Source organism: Shigella sp. FC1567, assembly GCF_001743015.1.
GTDB lineage: Bacteria > Pseudomonadota > Gammaproteobacteria > Enterobacterales > Enterobacteriaceae > Escherichia > Escherichia coli.
In genome coordinates, this window is the sequence record NZ_MIIV01000523.1 from 1 (window position 1) to 18,072 (window position 18,072).

Below are 18,072 nucleotides of genomic sequence, written 5' to 3' on the forward strand. Positions count from 1 at the left end.
TTTCTGGTGCGTACCGGGCTGAGAGGCGGTGTAAGTGAACTGTAGTTGCCATGTTTTACGGCAATGAGAGCAGAGATAGCGCTGATGTCCGGCAGTGCTTTTGCCGTTACGCACCACGCCTTCAGTAGCGGAGCAGGAAGGACATCTGATGGAAATGGAAGCCACGCAAGCACCTTAAAATCACCATCATACACTAAATCAGTAAGTTGGCAGCATTACCGAATTCCCCATCCAGATAAACTTTGCCTTTTTCCACATGCATGACTAAACCATCCAGATAATCAGGTTTAAATGTCGCATCACGCTTATTTTTAGCAATATATGTCAGGCAATGATTATGGGTGAAAATAACGATATTTTTATCAGGCGCTTTGCTTTGTAAGTCCTTAATTGCACTATAAATCTCATTACCGCACTGAAGAAGTCGTTTATCTACCGTCAGCTTTTTACCCGCGGAAAACCAGGTCGCCGACTGAATGGTCCGGACGGTATTACTGGAATAAAGATCGAAATCAGGGATGTCAGCGCTAAAAGCGTTGCCCAGTTCACGGGCATCCTGGGTACCTTTAACCGTAATACCTGTTTTATCTGACAAGCATTGATTGGTTGAACGATCGCAACGTTCAGCATGGCGAAACAAAACGACAACCGGGTGCTGCTGTGCCAGTCTGGCCAATGTTTTATTGTCGATACGTGGCAAACCATTGCTACTCCAGGCGGCATGAGTACCCAGTCCGGCAATTGCAGCGAGCGCCAGTAAAATGATGAAATATTTTTTTGACTTCAATGATGAGCGGCAAAAAGCTAACTCGTAAACTCCACCTATAGACAAGCGCAACCAGACAATTACCGTGAAATTGAGCGACATTTCTGGCGATAATTAGCAGTTGGTGTAATATTAAAAATCCTACGATGTCGGCAAAATGCCTCAAAATTTTGCCAAATGCAAAGCCTAAATAAGAAAAAATATAAAAATTTCAATATTTACGTCTAATATTAGTTTCTTAAGGTTAAGTTAATATTCTATCCTTAAAATTTCGTTCCAAATGGCAAAATATACACAACACTCTTTATAGCAAATATAAGTGGACAGGTATTCAATGGCGGAAGGAAAAGCAATGTCAGAATTTTTGCCTTTTTCGCGACCAGCAATGGGCGTGGAGGAACTCGCTGCAGTTAAAGAAGTTCTCGAATCCGGTTGGATCACAACCGGTCCGAAGAATCAGGCGCTTGAGCAAGCCTTTTGCCAGTTGACGGGAAATCAGCATGCCATCGCGGTCAGTTCAGCCACCGCCGGAATGCATATCACGCTAATGGCGTTGGAAATTGGCAAGGGCGATGAAGTGATTACGCCTTCCCTGACCTGGGTTTCAACCCTCAATATGATTTCCTTGTTGGGTGCAACGCCGGTAATGGTGGATGTCGACCGCGATACGCTGATGGTCACGCCTGAAGCGATCGAGTCAGCCATTACGCCACGCACTAAAGCCATCATTCCGGTGCATTATGCCGGTGCGCCAGCAGATATTGACGCCATTCGCGCCATTGGCGAACGTTACGGCATCGCAGTTATCGAAGATGCTGCCCATGCCGTCGGTACGTATTACAAAGGGCGACATATTGGCGCAAAAGGTACCGCTATTTTTTCATTTCATGCCATTAAAAATATTACCTGTGCGGAAGGTGGCCTGATTGTAACTGATAATGAAAACCTTGCCCGCCAGCTACGGATGCTGAAATTTCACGGCCTGGGTGTCGATGCCTATGACAGACAAACCTGGGGCCGAGCACCGCAGGCTGAAGTCTTAACACCGGGCTATAAGTACAATCTGACCGATATTAACGCCGCAATTGCCCTGACACAGTTAGCAAAATTAGAGCACCTCAACACCCGTCGGCGCGAAATTGCCCAGCAATATCAGCAAGCACTGGCTGCTCTCCCCTTTCAGCCATTAAGCCTTCCCGCCTGGCCGCACGTTCACGCCTGGCATCTGTTTATTATTCGTGTCGATGAACAACGTTGTGGTATCAGTCGCGATGCGTTGATGGAAGCGTTAAAAGAAAGAGGCATTGGTACCGGGTTACATTTCCGCGCCGCTCACACACAAAAATATTATCGCGAGCGTTTTCCCACGCTGTCGTTACCGAATACCGAATGGAATAGCGAACGCATCTGTTCTTTGCCGCTGTTCCCGGATATGACTACCGCCGATGCCGACCGTGTCATCACAGCCCTTCAGCAACTCGCAGGACAATAAGCCATGTTTGAAATCCACCCTGTTAAGAAAGTCTCGGTGGTTATTCCCGTTTATAACGAGCAGGAAAGCTTACCGGAATTAATCAGGCGCACCACCACAGCCTGTGAATCGTTGGGGAAAGAGTATGAGATCCTGCTGATTGATGACGGCAGTAGCGATAATTCCGCGCATATGCTGGTCGAAGCCTCACAAGCGGAGAACAGCCATATTGTGTCTATTTTGCTTAACCGCAATTACGGGCAACATTCAGCGATTATGGCGGGATTCAGTCACGTTACTGGCGACTTAATTATTACCCTTGATGCCGATCTCCAGAATCCGCCAGAAGAAATCCCCCGCCTAGTGGCAAAAGCCGATGAAGGTTACGACGTGGTAGGGACTGTACGCCAGAACCGCCAGGACAGCTGGTTTCGTAAAACAGCTTCGAAGATGATTAACCGGCTTATTCAGCGCACCACCGGCAAAGCGATGGGTGACTACGGTTGTATGCTGCGCGCCTATCGCCGTCATATTGTCGATGCGATGTTGCACTGCCATGAACGTAGCACCTTTATCCCGATTCTGGCGAATATCTTCGCCCGCCGTGCCATTGAAATTCCAGTACATCATGCCGAGCGTGAGTTTGGTGAATCCAAATACAGTTTTATGCGCCTGATTAATTTGATGTACGACCTGGTGACCTGCCTTACCACAACGCCGCTACGTATGCTGAGTCTGCTCGGCAGCATTATTGCGATTGGAGGTTTTAGCATTGCGGTGCTGCTGGTGATTTTACGCCTGACCTTCGGACCACAATGGGCGGCAGAAGGCGTCTTTATGCTATTTGCCGTGCTGTTTACTTTTATTGGCGCTCAGTTTATCGGCATGGGATTACTCGGTGAATATATCGGCAGGATCTACACCGATGTCCGCGCCCGCCCCCGCTATTTTGTTCAGCAAGTTATCCGTCCATCCAGCAAGGAAAATGAATAATGAAAACCGTCGTTTTTGCCTACCACGATATGGGATGCCTCGGTATTGAAGCTCTGCTGGCTGCCGGTTACGAAATTAGCGCCATTTTTACCCATACCGATAATCCCGGTGAAAAAGCCTTTTATGGTTCGGTGGCTCATCTGGCGGCGGAAAGAGGCATTCCGGTTTATGCGCCGGATAACGTTAATCATCCGCTGTGGGTGGAACGCATTGCCCAACTGTCACCAGAGGTGATTTTCTCTTTTTATTATCGCCATCTTATTTGCGACGAGATTTTGCAGCTCGCTCCCGCAGGTGCATTTAATCTGCACGGTTCGCTGTTACCAAAATATCGTGGTCGCGCGCCGCTGAACTGGGTGCTGGTGAACGGTGAAACGGAAACGGGCGTTACATTGCACCGAATGGTAAAACGTGCCGATGCTGGGGCCATTGTGGCGCAACTGCGCGTTGCCATTGCGCCAGACGATATCGCTATTACGCTGCATCATAAATTGTGCCATGCCACGCGCCAGCTACTGGAACAGACATTACCCGCCATTAAACACGGTAATATTCTGGAAATCGCCCAGCGCGAAAACGAAGCCACCTGTTTTGGTCGCAGAACGCCGGATGACAGTTTCCTTGAATGGCATAAACCGGCATCCGTACTGCACAACATGGTACGTGCCGTTGCCGATCCGTGGCCGGGTGCCTTCAGCTATGTTGGCAATCAGAAATTCACCGTCTGGTCGTCGCGTGTTCATCCTCATGCCAGCAAAGCACAGCCGGGGAGCGTGATTTCTATTGCACCGCTGTTGATTGCCTGTGGCGATGGCGCGCTGGAAATCGTCACCGGACAGGCGGGCGACGGCATTACTATGCAGGGCTCGCAATTAGCGCAGACGCTGGGCCTGGTGCAAGGTTCACGCTTGAATAGCCAGCCTGCCTGCACCGCCCGACGCCGTACCCGGGTACTCATCCTCGGGGTGAATGGCTTTATTGGCAACCATCTGACAGAACGCCTGCTGCGCGAAGATCATTATGAAGTTTACGGTCTGGATATTGGCAGCGATGCGATAAGCCGTTTTCTGAATCATCCGCATTTTCACTTTGTTGAAGGCGATATCAGTATTCATTCCGAATGGATTGAGTATCATGTCAAAAAATGTGATGTCGTCTTGCCGCTGGTGGCGATAGCCACGCCGATTGAATATACCCGCAACCCGCTGCGCGTATTTGAACTCGATTTTGAAGAGAATCTGCGCATTATCCGCTACTGCGTGAAGTACCGTAAGCGAATCATCTTCCCGTCAACTTCAGAAGTTTATGGGATGTGTAGCGATAAATACTTCGATGAGGACCATTCTAATTTAATCGTCGGCCCGGTGAATAAACCACGCTGGATTTATTCGGTATCAAAACAATTACTTGATCGGGTGATCTGGGCCTATGGCGAAAAAGAGGGTTTACAGTTCACCCTCTTCCGCCCGTTTAACTGGATGGGACCACGACTGGATAACCTTAATGCGGCACGAATCGGCAGCTCCCGCGCTATTACGCAACTCATTCTCAATCTGGTAGAAGGTTCACCGATTAAGCTGATTGATGGCGGAAAACAAAAACGCTGCTTTACTGATATTCGCGATGGTATCGAGGCGTTATACCGCATTATCGAAAATGCGGGAAATCGCTGCGACGGTGAAATTATCAACATTGGCAATCCTGAGAACGAAGCGAGCATTGAGGAACTGGGCGAGATGCTGCTGGCGAGCTTCGAAAAACATCCGCTGCGCCATCATTTCCCACCGTTTGCGGGCTTTCGCGTTGTCGAAAGTAGCAGCTACTACGGCAAAGGATATCAGGACGTAGAGCATCGTAAACCGAGCATCCGCAATGCCCACCGCTGCCTGGACTGGGAGCCGAAAATTGATATGCAGGAAACCATCGACGAAACGCTGGATTTCTTCCTGCGCACCGTTGATCTTACGGATAAACCATCATGACCAAAGTAGGCTTACGCATTGATGTCGATACCTTTCGTGGCACCCGTGAAGGCGTGCCGCGTCTGCTGGAAATCTTGAGTAAGCATAATATTCAGGCCAGCATTTTTTTCAGCGTCGGCCCGGACAATATGGGCCGCCATCTCTGGCGACTGGTGAAGCCACAGTTTTTGTGGAAGATGCTGCGCTCAAACGCGGCATCGCTTTATGGCTGGGATATTTTACTGGCAGGTACGGCCTGGCCAGGTAAAGAGATTGGTCATGCCAATGCCGATATCATTCGTGAAGCGGCTAAACATCACGAAGTCGGCCTGCACGCCTGGGATCACCATGCCTGGCAAGCCCGTAGCGGTAACTGGGATCGGCAAACAATGATCGACGATATTGCACGCGGTCTTCGCACTCTGGAAGAGATTATCGGTCAACCGGTAACCTGTTCTGCCGCTGCGGGCTGGCGTGCCGACCAGAAGGTGATCGAAGCAAAAGAAGCGTTCCATTTGCGCTACAACAGCGATTGTCGTGGGGCCATGCCGTTCCGTCCATTGCTCGAATCAGGAAACCCTGGCACTGCGCAAATTCCGGTGACCTTACCCACCTGGGATGAAGTGATTGGTCGGGATGTGAAAACAGAAGATTTTAACGGTTGGTTACTCAACCGCATCCTGCGAGATAAAGGCACGCCGGTTTATACCATTCATGCAGAAGTTGAAGGCTGCGCTTATCAGCATAATTTTGTGGATCTCCTCAAACGCGCAGCTCAGGAAGGCGTGACATTTTGCCCTTTAAGCGAACTGTTATCAGAGACGTTGCCGCTCGGACAAGTTGTTCGCGGAAATATTGCCGGACGTGAAGGCTGGCTGGGTTGCCAACAAATTGCGGGTAGTCGCTGATGAAATCGGTACGTTACCTTATCGGCCTCTTCGCGTTTATTGCCTGCTATTACCTGTTACCGATCAGCACGCGTCTGCTCTGGCAACCCGATGAAACGCGTTATGCGGAAATCAGTCGAGAAATGCTGGCATCCGGCGACTGGATTGTGCCCCATCTGTTAGGGCTACGTTATTTCGAAAAACCCATTGCCGGATACTGGATTAACAGCATTGGGCAATGGCTATTTGGCGCGAATAACTTTGGTGTGCGGGCAGGCGTTATCTTTGCGACCCTGTTAACTGCCGCGCTGGTGACCTGGTTTACTCTGCGCTTATGGCGCGATAAACGTCTGGCTCTACTCGCCACAGTAATTTATCTCTCATTGTTTATTGTCTATGCCATCGGCACTTATGCCGTGCTCGATCCGTTTATTGCATTCTGGCTGGTGGCGGGAATGTGCAGCTTCTGGCTGGCAATGCAGGCACAGACGTGGAAAGGCAAAAGCGCAGGATTTTTACTGCTGGGAATCACCTGCGGCATGGGGGTGATGACCAAAGGTTTTCTCGCCCTTGCCGTGCCGGTATTAAGCGTGCTGCCATGGGTAGCGACGCAAAAACGCTGGAAAGATCTCTTTATTTACGGCTGGCTGGCGGTTATCAGTTGCGTACTGACGGTTCTCCCTTGGGGACTGGCGATAGCGCAGCGGGAGCCTGACTTCTGGCACTATTTTTTCTGGGTTGAGCATATTCAACGCTTTGCACTGGATGATGCCCAACATAGAGCTCCGTTCTGGTACTACGTGCCGGTCATCATTGCCGGTAGCCTGCCGTGGCTGGGATTACTCCCCGGTGCACTGTACACAGGCTGGAAAAACCGCAAGCATTCCGCAACCGTCTATTTGTTGAGCTGGACGATAATGCCGCTGCTGTTTTTCTCCGTCGCTAAAGGTAAATTGCCCACCTATATTCTTTCCTGCTTTGCATCTCTGGCAATGCTGATGGCGCATTACGCTTTGCTGGCAGCAAAAAATAATCCTCTGGCGCTGCGGATTAATGGCTGGATTAACATCGCTTTTGGCGTCACTGGCATTATTGCCACATTTGTGGTCTCCCCGTGGGGACCAATGAACACGCCGGTGTGGCAAACCTTCGAGAGCTATAAAGTCTTTTGTGCCTGGTCGATTTTTTCGCTATGGGCATTTTTCGGCTGGTACACCTTAACAAACGTCGAAAAGACCTGGTCTTTCGCCGCGCTTTGCCCGCTGGGGCTGGCGTTGCTGGTAGGATTTTCAATTCCTGACAGAGTCATGGAAGGAAAACATCCGCAATTTTTTGTCGAGATGACACAAGAATCACTTCAACCAAGCCGCTATATTCTTACTGATAGCGTCGGTGTTGCCGCAGGTCTGGCATGGAGCCTGCAACGCGATGACATCATCATGTATCGCCAGACAGGTGAGTTGAAATACGGCCTTAATTATCCGGATGCGAAAGGGAGATTTGTCAGCGGTGATGAGTTCGCAAACTGGCTTAATCAACATCGTCAGGAGGGGATTATTACACTCGTGCTTTCGGTTGACCGCGATGAAGATATCAACAGTCTCGCCATTCCGCCCGCAGATGCCATCGATCGTCAGGAGCGTCTGGTGCTGATTCAGTATCGTCCCAAATGATCTGGCTAACATTAGTCTTTGCCAGCTTGCTTAGCGTTGCCGGGCAGTTGTGTCAGAAACAGGCAACCTGCTTTGTGGCGATAAACAAACGGCGCAAACATATCGTGCTGTGGCTGGGACTGGCGCTGGCTTGTCTTGGTCTTGCCATGGTGCTCTGGCTGCTGGTCTTGCAGAACGTACCGGTAGGCATTGCCTACCCGATGTTAAGTCTGAATTTTGTCTGGGTGACGCTGGCTGCAGTAAAACTGTGGCACGAACCGGTATCGCCGCGTCACTGGTGTGGGGTGGCGTTCATTATTGGTGGCATTGTGATCCTCGGGAGTACGGTGTAATGGGCCTGATATGGGGATTATTCAGCGTCATTATTGCCTCAGTTGCGCAATTAAGCCTGGGTTTTGCGGCAAGTCATCTGCCGCCGATGACGCACTTATGGGATTTTATCGCGGCTCTGTTAGCTTTTGGCCTGGATGCCCGGATACTGTTACTCGGGCTGCTGGGTTATCTGCTTTCCGTTTTTTGTTGGTATAAAACGCTACATAAACTTGCGCTAAGCAAAGCCTATGCCTTGCTCAGTATGAGTTATGTGCTGGTATGGATTGCTTCAATGGTACTTCCCGGCTGGGAAGGGACTTTTTCGCTGAAAGCACTACTGGGAGTAGCCTGTATTATGAGCGGGTTGATGCTGATTTTCCTGCCCACGACAAAACAACGTTACTGAGTTTTCCCTGCCGCTGTACACTGCCGTTCCCACTCATCGGGGCTATAACTGCTTGCCGAGAGGACTTTCACCGTATGCAGCTTTTCACGATTAATACAATAAAGCGCATTCTGCAAAGGCGAGAGTAAATCCCCCACTTTCACGGCGAAGTCACTCTTCACTTCGGCGATCATTTTTATCGCGCCGCCAGCATCGCAGAGCATAAGTACATGTCTGTTATCTTGTTTATTGCAGCACGATTTTTTGACCAGCCATTCCATTGCATTATCCTGTTTGCTAAGAGTTTTCACATCAATTTACAGATTAACAGATAAACTCTTTATCAACGGCAATGGAATGGCAGAAATGAGAAGTGAAACGGAGGGTTAATTATTGCTGACGTTGCACCCACTCTTTTAGCGCCTGACGTGAAATTTTAATACCGCCGTTTTTCAGCTCCGGCGGTAAAGTCAGCCAGCGCACCGGTTGTTGAAAACGAGCCAGCTTATCTTTCACCCATTCGCCAAGATCAACGGTTTGCTGGTCATACTCCACCACCGCTACCGGCCGATGACCAAACTCCTTGTCGGCAACGGGAACGATAAACACCTGCAAAACCGCAGGATGTGCAGCAATAACACGCTCGACTTCTTCCGGCTGAATACCCTCACCGCCACTGAATAACAGATTGTCTAAACGTCCGACAATGGTCAGCTTGCCATTATGCATCTCACCGCGATCGCGCGTAGCGTACCAGCCTTCGTCATTAACCAGTGAAACCAGTTGCCCGTTACGCCAGTAACCTTCTGCCATACTGGCAGCCCGCAGCCACACTTCATTATTAACGATTTTCACTTCCCGACCCGGCAGCGGCGAACCAACGTCTGCCAGGCCGTCGGCTTCTTTCGCACATACCGTGGAGGCAAACTCGGTCAGACCATAGCCGCAAAAGCAACGAATCCCCTGCTCGCGCGCCTGTTCCGTCAACTCGACCGGGATAGCCGCGCCGCCAAGTAACACCGCTTTCAGGGAAACGGAACTGCGGTTAACCAGCAAACGCCAGAGTTGTGTTGGCACCAGTGAAGCGTGAGTACAGCCTGCCAGCATTTGCTCCAATGGCTGTTTATCACGCACCGTCATCCGCGCACCAGCGTATAACCAGCGCCACATAATTCCCTGACCGGAGACGTGAAACAGCGGTAAAGAGAGCAACCAGTCATCGTGATCGCCAAACGGAATCAGCGATAACACACCTTGCGCACTGGCAAGATGGGCCTGATAAGTATGGACAGCGGCTTTCGGTAAACCGGTGGAGCCGGAGGTCAATGTCATTGAACAAAGACGTGTTGGTTGCCACAGAGCTGAATGTGTGCCTTCAACCATCTGAATATGCAGTGAAGTTAACGCCGGGAAAGTATTTTCTCCTTCCAGCACCAGCGCATATTGCAGTGTAAGATTTGGCAGTAATTCCTCAAGCAACGGTTGCGGAAGCTGTGGATTTACGGGCAGCACCCGCGCCCCGCATTGCAGTAACGCCAGCCAGGCGAGCAGCGTTTGCGGCGTATTCCACGCCCGCAACATCACGCCGCTGCCCTCAACCACACCCTGCGCCGCAAAGCCCGTAGCTAACTCATCGACGCGAGCACAAAGCTCGCGCCAGTTGAGTTGCTCGTCATTAAGACGTAAGGCGATGGCTTCTCCCCGCACTTGCCGCCAGTGACGCCACGGCCAGTCAGAGAAGATCATAACAACCGCTCCAGTGCATCAACTTCCACGACAGGCAGCGTGCTACCCGGCCAGCGACGTACCTGCTGCGCCTGCATCAGATCCAGCGTGTCCAGCCCTGGAATGGTGTCCGGCGTTAACCAGGCGGCAATCCGCGCCAGTTGCGTTAAGCCTAAGCTCGACTCAATAGAAGAACTGATCACCGCCGTCAGCCTCAACGCGTGCGCCGCCTGTACCTGCTCGCGTACTTTTTCCAGACTGCCCGTGAGCGTGGGTTTGATAACTACCGCGCGCACGCCCTCTTCAGCCACAAAGGCAAAATCCGGCTCGCGCAGGCTTTCATCCCAGGCAATGGCAATGCCGGTTTCACGGGCAAACGCTCGCGAATCATCGCGGGTTTTGCACGGCTCTTCGAGAAACGCGATGCGGTGGCGATAATCCGGGTTAACATATTTGGCAAACTGCTGACCTTTCAGCGGTGTCCAGGCGCGATTTGCGTCAAGACGCAAATGCAGATCCGGAATTGCCTCCAGCAACAGATTAACCACCATGCCGTCGCGCACGGCTTCGTACAATCCCACTTTGACCTTCGCCACTTTCTCGCCTGGCATATCAGCAAGTTTGAGGATCAGATCGTCAGGATCGCCATTACACAGTGGTGCCGCACGGTAATTGGCCGCCTGCGGGAGCGTATCTGCCAGCTCCGCCAATGCACAGCTTACGCCAAAGGCAATGGAAGGCATCTGCAGTAGCTCGCAATCGCCTGCCAGCCAGTTATTTACCCAGGCAAGCAGCACGCTTTGCGCCTCTTCCCAGGTTTCCTGGCTGAAGCCCGGCAGTGGGGAGATCTCCCCCCACCCTTCGCGCTCGCCCTCACGCAGGCAAACGTACAGCCCGTCGCGGGTTTTTAACCGCCTGTCGCGCAGAACCACCCCCGCGTCCATGGGGATCTGCCAGCGGTATACCTGCGCGCTACGCATTACGGATTCCGTTTAAATTTGCTGAAATCAGGCTGACGTTTCTGGTTGAAAGCGTTGCGACCTTCCTGACCTTCTTCCGTCATGTAGAACAGCATGGTGGCGTTGCCCGCCAGCTCCTGCAGCCCCGCCTGCCCGTCACAGTCGGCGTTCAGTGCAGCTTTCAGGCAGCGCAGCGCCATCGGACTGTTTTGCAGCATTTCGCGGCACCAGCGAACGGTCTCTTTTTCCAGATCCGCCAGCGGTACCACGGTGTTGACAAGGCCCATATCCAGCGCCTGTTTCGCGTCGTACTGACGGCACAGGAACCAGATTTCCCGCGCTTTTTTCTGTCCGACGATGCGAGCCATGTAGGAAGCGCCCCAGCCGCCGTCGAAGGAACCGACTTTCGGGCCAGTCTGACCGAAGATGGCATTATCTGCCGCGATAGTCAGGTCGCACATCATGTGCAGAACGTGACCGCCGCCGATGGAGTAGCCAGCCACCATCGCGACAACCGGTTTCGGACAGGTACGGATCTGACGCTGGAAGTCCAGCACGTTCAGGTGATGTACGCCGGAATCATCTTTATAGCCGCCGTAATCACCACGCACTTTCTGGTCACCGCCGGAGCAGAACGCTTTATCACCTGCGCCAGTCAGAATGATCACGCCGACGTTGTCGTCATAACGCGCATCTGCCAGTGCCTGGATCATCTCTTTTACCGTCAGAGGACGGAAGGCATTGCGCACCTGCGGACGATTAATGGTGATTTTTGCGATACCATCGGTGGATTTTTCATAACGAATGTCCTCGAAACCTTCGGAGCAGTCGTGCCATTCAACCGGTGCGTAAAGCATTGCTTCATCAGGATAAATCATATTGTGTCCTTTAGTCAGAAACGCAAGATCTGCGCCAGACTTGCGATTACGCCAGCGGGATTTTCCCGATGCGCGTTATGTCCGACGCGAGGAATGACATGGCAGTCGGCAGCCAGTTCCGCCGCCAGGGCGCGGAATTTGCTGTCACGTTCACCACATAAATAATAAAACGCAAATGTGCGGGCGCTAAGGTTAGCACGTAAATCAGGCTGGACGGCGAGAGAAGTCGCCTCCAGCATGGCGGCAAGGGTTGCGCCATTATTGTTGCTGCGCAGCGCCACCAGCTCCCGGCGTTGATCGTCATTGAGCGAGGCAAAAACAGGCTGTTGATACCAGTCGGCAAATACCGCCGTTAACGGTTCTGTGCGAAAACGCTGCGCCCATTGGCGATCGGAACGCTGACGTTCCGCACGTTGTTCAGCATTTTGCAGCCCCGGATGCCCGCCTTCGACAATAACCCCACAAAGCCCCGCCAGCCCCTGGCAAGCCGCCATCATCGCCACCCGTCCGCCAAGCGAGTACCCCACCAGCCAGAAGTCAAGGATGTTGTAACTAACCAAGGTTTTACGCAGTAAGTCGGTGACCTCATCAAATCCATCGACGCTAATCGCCGCCGAACCACCATGACCTGGGAGATCAACATACAACCGTGAGTAGTCGGCAAACGCCTCGCCCACTTCTTGCCATTCGTGGCAATCGCCGGAAAAACCGTGCAAAAACACCAGCCAGGGTAAACCTGGTTTTCCGTGTTTTGCCTGCGCGTGCAGGATCATAAATGGCTTACCTGCGCCAGAAGTTGCTGGAGCGTTTGCGCACCATCGGTGTCGTTAACCACCATTTCAATCACCGTGGTGGTTGGCGTGCGCCAGGCGTCGGCAAATGCCGTTTCAAGTTCCTGCCAGTTTTGCGGACGATGATATTTCAGCTCGAACATCGCGGCGGCGTGCTCAAAATGGACGTTTTGCGGCATCAGATAGAAACGCTCACGCTCGCTTTGCGGCGTTGGCAACAGCGAGAAAATTTGCCCGCCGTTGTTGTTCACCACAATTAATACCAGCGGCGCAGAAACCTGACGCAATAACGCCAGCGCGTTGAGATCGTAAAGTGCGGAGAGATCGCCCACAATCGCCAGCGTCGGTTTGCCGCTTGCCCGCTGAACGCCTGCGGCGGTCGAAAGCAGTCCGTCGATACCGCTGGCCCCTCGGTTGCTGTACACCGGGTAACCTGCCGGAAGTTGCGAAAGCGCATCAATCAGACGTACCACCAGGCTGTTACCGACAAACAATTGCCCCTGTTCAGGCAGATAGTCGCTGATGCGATGCGCCAGTTGCGCTTCGCCAAACGCATCGCGACGGGCAATAACCGCCTGCATTGCCTGTTCCGCCAGGCGCGGGATTTCAACGCACCAGGGCTGGCGTTTTTCTGCCGGATGCAGCTCCAGCCAGTCGGCAATATTGGCAATTAAGCGGCGTCCACGATGGTGCGCCGGATCAAGCCGCCCTTCGATGTCATCCACAATCCAGTACTCTTCGGGTTCACAGCTTGCCTGCCATTGCAGGAGCCGTTTGCCCGTCAGGCTGCTTCCCAGTTGCACCACAATTTGCGCCTGCTGCAGCTCGCTGGTCGCTTTGGCATTGCCTAACCAAAGATCGGCACACGGCAGCGGCTGCCCGGTTTGTGACAGCACATCGCCAATCAGCGGCCAGCCAAGAGTTTGCGCCCACAGGGCAACTTTTTTTGCCCTCTTCCGCACTCATGCGCCCGGCAACCACCACGCCGCGCTTTTGTCGCCAGAAGAACCAGTCGCGCTGTTTTTCACTTTCCAGACTAGGCGCTTCACGCAGCCACGGTTTGTCGTCCTGCCACCAGTCACCCAGACGCTGTTGCCAGCTAAGCCCGGTATCGTCCATTTCGCCATACAGCGGTTCAGCAAACGGGCAGTTGATATGGACTCCCCCCGCATGAAGCGTACCGAGAGCGTGGTCGATGGTAGAAACCAGCCAACGTGCGGGGATATCCTGGGTCGGGCGCGGCAATGAAATACTGTGCGTGGGGTGAGAGGCGAACATTCCCGGCTGGCGAATTGCCTGATTCGCGCCGCAGTCAATTAGCTCCGGCGGGCGATCGGCGGTTAAGAGAATCAGTTTTTCTCCGGTTAACCCGGCTTCAATCAGTGCCGGATAGAGATTTGCCACCGCAGTGCCGGAGGTCACAATCACCGCCACCGGCTGCTTGCTGACTTTCGCCAGCCCCAGCGCCAGATGCCCCACCCCACGCTCATCGAAATGGGTGTGGTGAATGAATGCGGAATTCTCCGCCGCCGCTAACGTTAACGGTGTAGAACGCGAGCCTGGGGCGATACAGATGTGTCTGACGCCGTGACGCGTTAATGCTTCCAGAATGACCGCCGCCCAGCGTCGGTTAAATGCGCTTACTGACATGAGTTTGTCCGGTATCAATATTGCGGCTAAGTATAAGGAGCTACAAAAATAGATTATTGATATGAATCGGTAATGATGCGACTCATTACTATTCCATTTGTAATAAAGTACGCAACCCTGCCGCTTTGTTGTCGATTTCCTGCCACTCTTGCTCGGGGTCGGAACCACGGACAATGCCCGCGCCAGCATATAATCGCACGACATTGCCGCTAATTTTTGCTGAGCGCAGGGAAACGCAGAATTCGCTTTGTTGTAATGAGAGATAGCCCGCAGAACCGGCGTACCATTCTCGGGTGAACGGTTCGTGACGGGCGATAAACTGTCGCGCCAGATCGCGCGGTAAGCCAGCAACTGCTGCCGTTGGCTGCAACTGATGTAAACAGATCACATCATCCGCTTTGTTGAGTGAAGTCCAGATACAGCGGCGAAGATGCTGCACTTTACGCAGACGCAGTACCTGCGGCGGTAAAACATCCAGCGTCTGGGTATCGGCCTGTAATCGTTGGCAGATATCTTCCACCACCAGCATGTTCTCGCGCTGGTTTTTATCATCCGCCATCAGCCACTCTTCTAACTGCTGCGCCTGCTTATCATCAGGATGATTTGCTACTGTTCCCGCCAGCGCTTCAGTACGCAGCGCTTTGTCACGCCGCCGCCATAACCGTTCCGGTGAAGAGCCAAGAAAAGCATTTTCGCCATCAAAGGCCATGTAAAAATGGTAGCAATTCAGATTCAGTCGACGACTGGCAGCCATCATCGCCGCCGCGTTGACCGGACTTGCGAAATGCAGGTCAGTTGCCCGAGCGAGCACCACTTTGTCGAGCTCACCTTCGGCGATGGTTTTCGTTGCCAGTTCGATTAATTGCGTCCAGCCCGTTTTGTCCGGCCAGTGTTGTTCTCGCGTGGTGGTTAAATGTAACCCAGGCAAGGGCTTGATACTCACCAGTGTGGCGATAAATTCTTTTGCCTGAATCGCATCGTGCTGAAGGGAGCTTTCGCTGAATAGCGTCAGCCGCAGCGTGGCTTTACCGCCACAGCGTCGCCATTCCAGGCGGGGTAAAAGTAAATTGCCCTGCGACGGGTCAAAAGCATTCAGCCCCCAAATGCGTAAGTCGGCGTGTTCCGGGTGCTGGCGAAGAAAACGTTGTGCCTGGTCCAACGACGTAAAACGGGTAATCGCGCCCAGGACGGCAGCTTCTTCATCACCATTACGTTGTTGCCAGTAGAATTGCGGGTACGTTTGCTGACTGGCCAGCCAGCTCAAGGCATCAAAAGCGTCTTTGAGAGGGAAAGGAATATCGATAACCCGAATGCCGGGTGTCGCCGGAATCTCTTGCGACAAATGGCGCAGTAGATTTTCCAGCGCCGTAGTAAGTGATTGCACGCGGACCTCTCCCTGTTAAAAGCCTCACATTATACGGGGTACTACAAAAAAAATGCAGTACCCCGGTGTAGGGAGGTTTTAACGGCGTGCCAGCAACAGTCCTAGTACCAGCCCAACGGCCGCGCCCACACCAATTCCTTGCCAAGGTTTTTCGTGGACGTAGTCATCAGCACGATAAACAGCCTGCTTCGCCCGATAGTAATAACTGTCTGAAACCTGGCTAACCCGTTTTTTCACATCATCCAGCGCTTTTTCTGCACGCGCTTTCAGCTCAACATATTTCTGATCAGCGGGATCGCCAGAGGAGCGGAGCACCTCTTCCAGTGTCTCACTAAGCAGCGTCAGGTCGTCATCGATACGTGTATCACCAAACTGATTAGACATTCTCGTTCTCCATTTGCGTAAAACCTGTCACTAACTATAGACAAGGGTTGTTGATTACGCCTGAATTACCTCGCGTGCCATCCCAATGTGTGGGATACCATCTTCTTCATAGACCTCCGTCACAGGGATAAAACCGAAACTCTGGTAGAAGTTTTGCAGATGCGCCTGCGCCCCGAGGTAAACAGGCTTATCAGGCCAGTGATGCGTGCAGGTGTCGAGGGTTTTACTCATCAGTTGCTGCCCCACTTTTTCGCCACGCAACGCTTCACTGACAATCACCCGACCAATAACGACCGGCTCAAGATCATCATCACTTTTCAGAATCCTCGCATATGCCACCAGTTCATCATTTTTCCAACCGAGAATATGGCGATTATCCCCCGTCAAATCATCACCATCGATATCCTGATAAGGGCAATTCTGCTCGACAACAAACACCGCGCAACGCAGTTGTAATAAGGCATAAAGCTGGGAAACCGATAATTCAGAGTGATGCAGATCTTGCCATTCAATCATAATGCTCTCCTTTTAGATGTATACCTTATACTAGCCGGAATATTTTTTGAAACGTGATGAACTCATGGAATTAATTTTTTTAGGTACTTCAGCCGGTGTGCCAACCCGCACGCGCAATGTCACGGCAATATTGCTTAACCTGCAACATCCGACCCAGAGCGGACTTTGGTTGTTTGACTGCGGTGAAGGCACCCAGCATCAGCTACTGCATACCGCCTTTAACCCTGGAAAACTGGACAAGATTTTTATCAGTCACCTTCATGGCGATCATCTTTTTGGTTTACCCGGCTTGCTGTGCAGTCGTTCTATGTCAGGCATTATCCAACCCTTAACGATTTATGGTCCGCAAGGTATCCGTGAATTTGTGGAAACCGCGCTGCGGATTAGCGGCTCATGGACCGATTATCCGCTGGAAATTGTCGAAATTGGCGCTGGCGAAATTCTCGATGATGGCCTGCGCAAAGTAACCGCTTATCCGCTGGAACACCCACTGGAATGTTATGGCTATCGTATTGAAGAACATGATAAACCGGGTGCATTAAATGCCCAGGCATTAAAAGCTGCTGGCGTGCCGCCTGGCCCACTGTTTCAGGAATTAAAAGCGGGCAAAACAATCACGCTGGAAGATGGAAGGCAGATTAACGGCGCAGATTACTTAGCTGCTCCAGTGCCAGGTAAAGCGCTCGCTATTTTCGGCGATACCGGCCCCTGCGATGCCGCACTTGACCTGGCTAAAGGTGTCGATGTCATGGTGCACGAAGCGACGCTGGATATAACCATGGAAGCCAAAGCCAATAGTCGCGGCCATAGCTCTACACGCCAGGCTGCGACACTAGCCCGTGAGGCTGGAGTCGGTAAGCTAATCATTACCCACGTCAGCTCGCGCTATGATGACAAAGGTTGTCAGCACCTGTTACGTGAATGCAGGTCAATTTTCCCGGCGACTGAACTAGCGAATGATTTCACCGTGTTTAACGTTTAACTCTGCTTAGGTAATGACTCCAACTTACTGATAGTGTTTTATGTTCAGATAATGCCCGATGACCTTGTCATGCAGCTCCACCGATTTTGAGAACGACAGTGACTTCCGTCCCAGCCTTGCCAGATGTTGTCTCAGATTCAGATTATGTCGCTCAATGCGCTGAGTGTAACGCTTGCTGATAACGTGCAGCTTTCCCTTCAGGCGTGATTCATACAGCGGCCAGCCATCCGTCATCCATACCACGACCTCAAAGGCCGACAGCAGGCTCAGAAGACGCTCCAGTGTGGCCAGAGTGCGTTCACCGAAGACGTGCGCCACAACCGTCCTCCGTATCCTGTCATACGCGTAAAACAGC

The 18,072-nt window shown here is 52.2% G+C and carries 18 protein-coding genes and 2 pseudogenes; 8 read left to right on the plus strand and 12 right to left on the minus strand.

All coding sequences use genetic code 11. From position 1 onward, the window contains the following. The coding region (locus BHE85_RS23865; RefSeq protein WP_047664789.1) for an IS1 family transposase at nt 1–165 on the minus strand (165 nt) is incomplete at its 3' end. A 28-nt stretch (nt 166–193) separates the two neighbouring features. Then, entirely contained in the window at nt 194–868 is a 675-nt protein-coding gene (locus BHE85_RS23870) for a histidine phosphatase family protein (RefSeq protein WP_000055776.1), read from the minus strand. Nucleotides 869–1,118: 250 nt separating this feature from the next. On the opposite strand from BHE85_RS23870, the gene arnB reads away from it, so the two are divergent. The 7 genes from arnB to arnF are packed head-to-tail and all read left to right on the plus strand — an operon-like array spanning nt 1,119 to nt 8,469. Then, on the plus strand, nt 1,119–2,258 hold the full coding sequence (arnB, locus tag BHE85_RS23875) for a UDP-4-amino-4-deoxy-L-arabinose aminotransferase (RefSeq protein WP_001388277.1): 1,140 nt from the start codon (nt 1,119–1,121) through the stop codon (nt 2,256–2,258). Nucleotides 2,259–2,261: 3 nt separating this feature from the next. Beyond that, nucleotides 2,262–3,230 carry an undecaprenyl-phosphate 4-deoxy-4-formamido-L-arabinose transferase gene (gene arnC, locus BHE85_RS23880; protein ID WP_000461657.1) on the plus strand — a complete coding sequence of 323 codons (969 nt, stop codon included), beginning with the start codon at nt 2,262–2,264 and terminating at the stop codon, nt 3,228–3,230. Then, a complete protein-coding gene (gene arnA / locus BHE85_RS23885; protein WP_000860255.1) occupies nt 3,230–5,212 on the plus strand; it encodes a bifunctional UDP-4-amino-4-deoxy-L-arabinose formyltransferase/UDP-glucuronic acid oxidase ArnA in 1,983 nt (660 codons plus the stop codon). The genes arnC and arnA overlap by 1 nt, the downstream gene beginning before the upstream one ends. After that, on the plus strand, nt 5,209–6,099 hold the full coding sequence (gene arnD, locus BHE85_RS23890) for a 4-deoxy-4-formamido-L-arabinose-phosphoundecaprenol deformylase (RefSeq protein WP_000169731.1): 891 nt from the start codon (nt 5,209–5,211) through the stop codon (nt 6,097–6,099). Before arnA ends, arnD begins: the two co-directional genes overlap by 4 nt. Further along, a complete protein-coding gene (gene arnT, locus BHE85_RS23895; protein WP_000844050.1) occupies nt 6,099–7,751 on the plus strand; it encodes a lipid IV(A) 4-amino-4-deoxy-L-arabinosyltransferase in 1,653 nt (550 codons plus the stop codon). Before arnD ends, arnT begins: the two co-directional genes overlap by 1 nt. Next, complete coding sequence (arnE, locus tag BHE85_RS23900) at nt 7,748–8,083, plus strand: 4-amino-4-deoxy-L-arabinose-phosphoundecaprenol flippase subunit ArnE (protein ID WP_000638031.1); 336 nt, start codon at nt 7,748–7,750, stop codon at nt 8,081–8,083. Before arnT ends, arnE begins: the two co-directional genes overlap by 4 nt. Further along, nucleotides 8,083–8,469: a 4-amino-4-deoxy-L-arabinose-phosphoundecaprenol flippase subunit ArnF gene (gene arnF, locus BHE85_RS23905; RefSeq protein WP_000523005.1), complete on the plus strand. Its 387-nt coding sequence runs from the start codon at nt 8,083–8,085 to the stop codon at nt 8,467–8,469. The genes arnE and arnF overlap by 1 nt, the downstream gene beginning before the upstream one ends. Here arnF and pmrD read toward each other — a convergent pair. The 9 genes and pseudogenes from pmrD to BHE85_RS23950 form a co-directional block, all read right to left on the minus strand. After that, nucleotides 8,463–8,729 (minus strand): signal transduction protein PmrD, encoded by a 267-nt coding sequence (gene pmrD, locus BHE85_RS23910; RefSeq protein ID WP_001297080.1) that lies wholly within the window; start codon nt 8,727–8,729, stop codon nt 8,463–8,465. The genes arnF and pmrD overlap by 7 nt on opposite strands. Nucleotides 8,730–8,838: 109 nt before the next feature. Continuing rightward, nucleotides 8,839–10,194 (minus strand): o-succinylbenzoate--CoA ligase, encoded by a 1,356-nt coding sequence (gene menE, locus BHE85_RS23915; protein ID WP_000577613.1) that lies wholly within the window; start codon nt 10,192–10,194, stop codon nt 8,839–8,841. After that, the gene (menC, locus tag BHE85_RS23920) at nt 10,191–11,153 is read right to left on the minus strand and encodes an o-succinylbenzoate synthase (protein WP_001255598.1); all 963 of its coding nucleotides are present in this window, start codon (nt 11,151–11,153) and stop codon (nt 10,191–10,193) included. The genes menE and menC overlap by 4 nt, the downstream gene beginning before the upstream one ends. Next, entirely contained in the window at nt 11,153–12,010 is an 858-nt protein-coding gene (gene menB / locus BHE85_RS23925) for a 1,4-dihydroxy-2-naphthoyl-CoA synthase (RefSeq protein ID WP_000640002.1), read from the minus strand. Before menB ends, menC begins: the two co-directional genes overlap by 1 nt. Before the next feature lie 14 nt (nt 12,011–12,024). Further along, nucleotides 12,025–12,783, minus strand: a complete 759-nt coding sequence (gene menH, locus BHE85_RS23930) for a 2-succinyl-6-hydroxy-2,4-cyclohexadiene-1-carboxylate synthase (RefSeq protein WP_039064199.1) — start codon at nt 12,781–12,783, stop codon at nt 12,025–12,027. Beyond that, nucleotides 12,780–14,451 (minus strand): annotated as a pseudogene (gene menD / locus BHE85_RS23935) (2-succinyl-5-enolpyruvyl-6-hydroxy-3-cyclohexene-1-carboxylic-acid synthase). The gene menH and the pseudogene menD overlap by 4 nt, the downstream one beginning before the upstream one ends. An 88-nt stretch (nt 14,452–14,539) precedes the next feature. Continuing rightward, a complete protein-coding gene (menF, locus tag BHE85_RS23940; RefSeq protein ID WP_001191394.1) occupies nt 14,540–15,835 on the minus strand; it encodes an isochorismate synthase MenF in 1,296 nt (431 codons plus the stop codon). 78 nt (nt 15,836–15,913) lie between these two features. Further along, nucleotides 15,914–16,219, minus strand: coding sequence for a stress response protein ElaB (gene elaB / locus BHE85_RS23945; RefSeq protein ID WP_000070624.1), 306 nt, complete (start codon nt 16,217–16,219; stop codon nt 15,914–15,916). 54 nt (nt 16,220–16,273) lie between these two features. Next, on the minus strand, nt 16,274–16,735 hold the full coding sequence (locus BHE85_RS23950) for a GNAT family N-acetyltransferase (RefSeq protein ID WP_000574088.1): 462 nt from the start codon (nt 16,733–16,735) through the stop codon (nt 16,274–16,276). Nucleotides 16,736–16,799: 64 nt separating this feature from the next. On the opposite strand from BHE85_RS23950, the gene rbn reads away from it, so the two are divergent. Beyond that, nucleotides 16,800–17,717: a ribonuclease BN gene (rbn, locus tag BHE85_RS23955; RefSeq protein ID WP_001300687.1), complete on the plus strand. Its 918-nt coding sequence runs from the start codon at nt 16,800–16,802 to the stop codon at nt 17,715–17,717. 24 nt (nt 17,718–17,741) lie between these two features. Here the strand turns inward: rbn and BHE85_RS23960 are convergent. Further along, nucleotides 17,742–18,072, minus strand: a pseudogene (locus tag BHE85_RS23960) (IS1-like element IS1X2 family transposase); the annotation flags it as partial.

Coding starts and splice junctions, on each gene's coding strand:
- BHE85_RS23870 (WP_000055776.1), bottom strand. CDS start 868: ATGTCGCTCAATTTCACGGTAATTGTCTGGTTGCGCTTGTCTATAGGT.
- arnB (WP_001388277.1), top strand. CDS start 1,119: ATGTCAGAATTTTTGCCTTTTTCGCGACCAGCAATGGGCGTGGAGGAA.
- arnC (WP_000461657.1), top strand. CDS start 2,262: ATGTTTGAAATCCACCCTGTTAAGAAAGTCTCGGTGGTTATTCCCGTT.
- arnA (WP_000860255.1), top strand. CDS start 3,230: ATGAAAACCGTCGTTTTTGCCTACCACGATATGGGATGCCTCGGTATT.
- arnD (WP_000169731.1), top strand. CDS start 5,209: ATGACCAAAGTAGGCTTACGCATTGATGTCGATACCTTTCGTGGCACC.
- arnT (WP_000844050.1), top strand. CDS start 6,099: ATGAAATCGGTACGTTACCTTATCGGCCTCTTCGCGTTTATTGCCTGC.
- arnE (WP_000638031.1), top strand. CDS start 7,748: ATGATCTGGCTAACATTAGTCTTTGCCAGCTTGCTTAGCGTTGCCGGG.
- arnF (WP_000523005.1), top strand. CDS start 8,083: ATGGGCCTGATATGGGGATTATTCAGCGTCATTATTGCCTCAGTTGCG.
- pmrD (WP_001297080.1), bottom strand. CDS start 8,729: ATGGAATGGCTGGTCAAAAAATCGTGCTGCAATAAACAAGATAACAGA.
- menE (WP_000577613.1), bottom strand. CDS start 10,194: ATGATCTTCTCTGACTGGCCGTGGCGTCACTGGCGGCAAGTGCGGGGA.
- menC (WP_001255598.1), bottom strand. CDS start 11,153: ATGCGTAGCGCGCAGGTATACCGCTGGCAGATCCCCATGGACGCGGGG.
- menB (WP_000640002.1), bottom strand. CDS start 12,010: ATGATTTATCCTGATGAAGCAATGCTTTACGCACCGGTTGAATGGCAC.
- menH (WP_039064199.1), bottom strand. CDS start 12,783: ATGATCCTGCACGCGCAGGCAAAACACGGAAAACCAGGTTTACCCTGG.
- elaB (WP_000070624.1), bottom strand. CDS start 16,219: ATGTCTAATCAGTTTGGTGATACACGTATCGATGACGACCTGACGCTG.
- BHE85_RS23950 (WP_000574088.1), bottom strand. CDS start 16,735: ATGATTGAATGGCAAGATCTGCATCACTCTGAATTATCGGTTTCCCAG.
- rbn (WP_001300687.1), top strand. CDS start 16,800: ATGGAATTAATTTTTTTAGGTACTTCAGCCGGTGTGCCAACCCGCACG.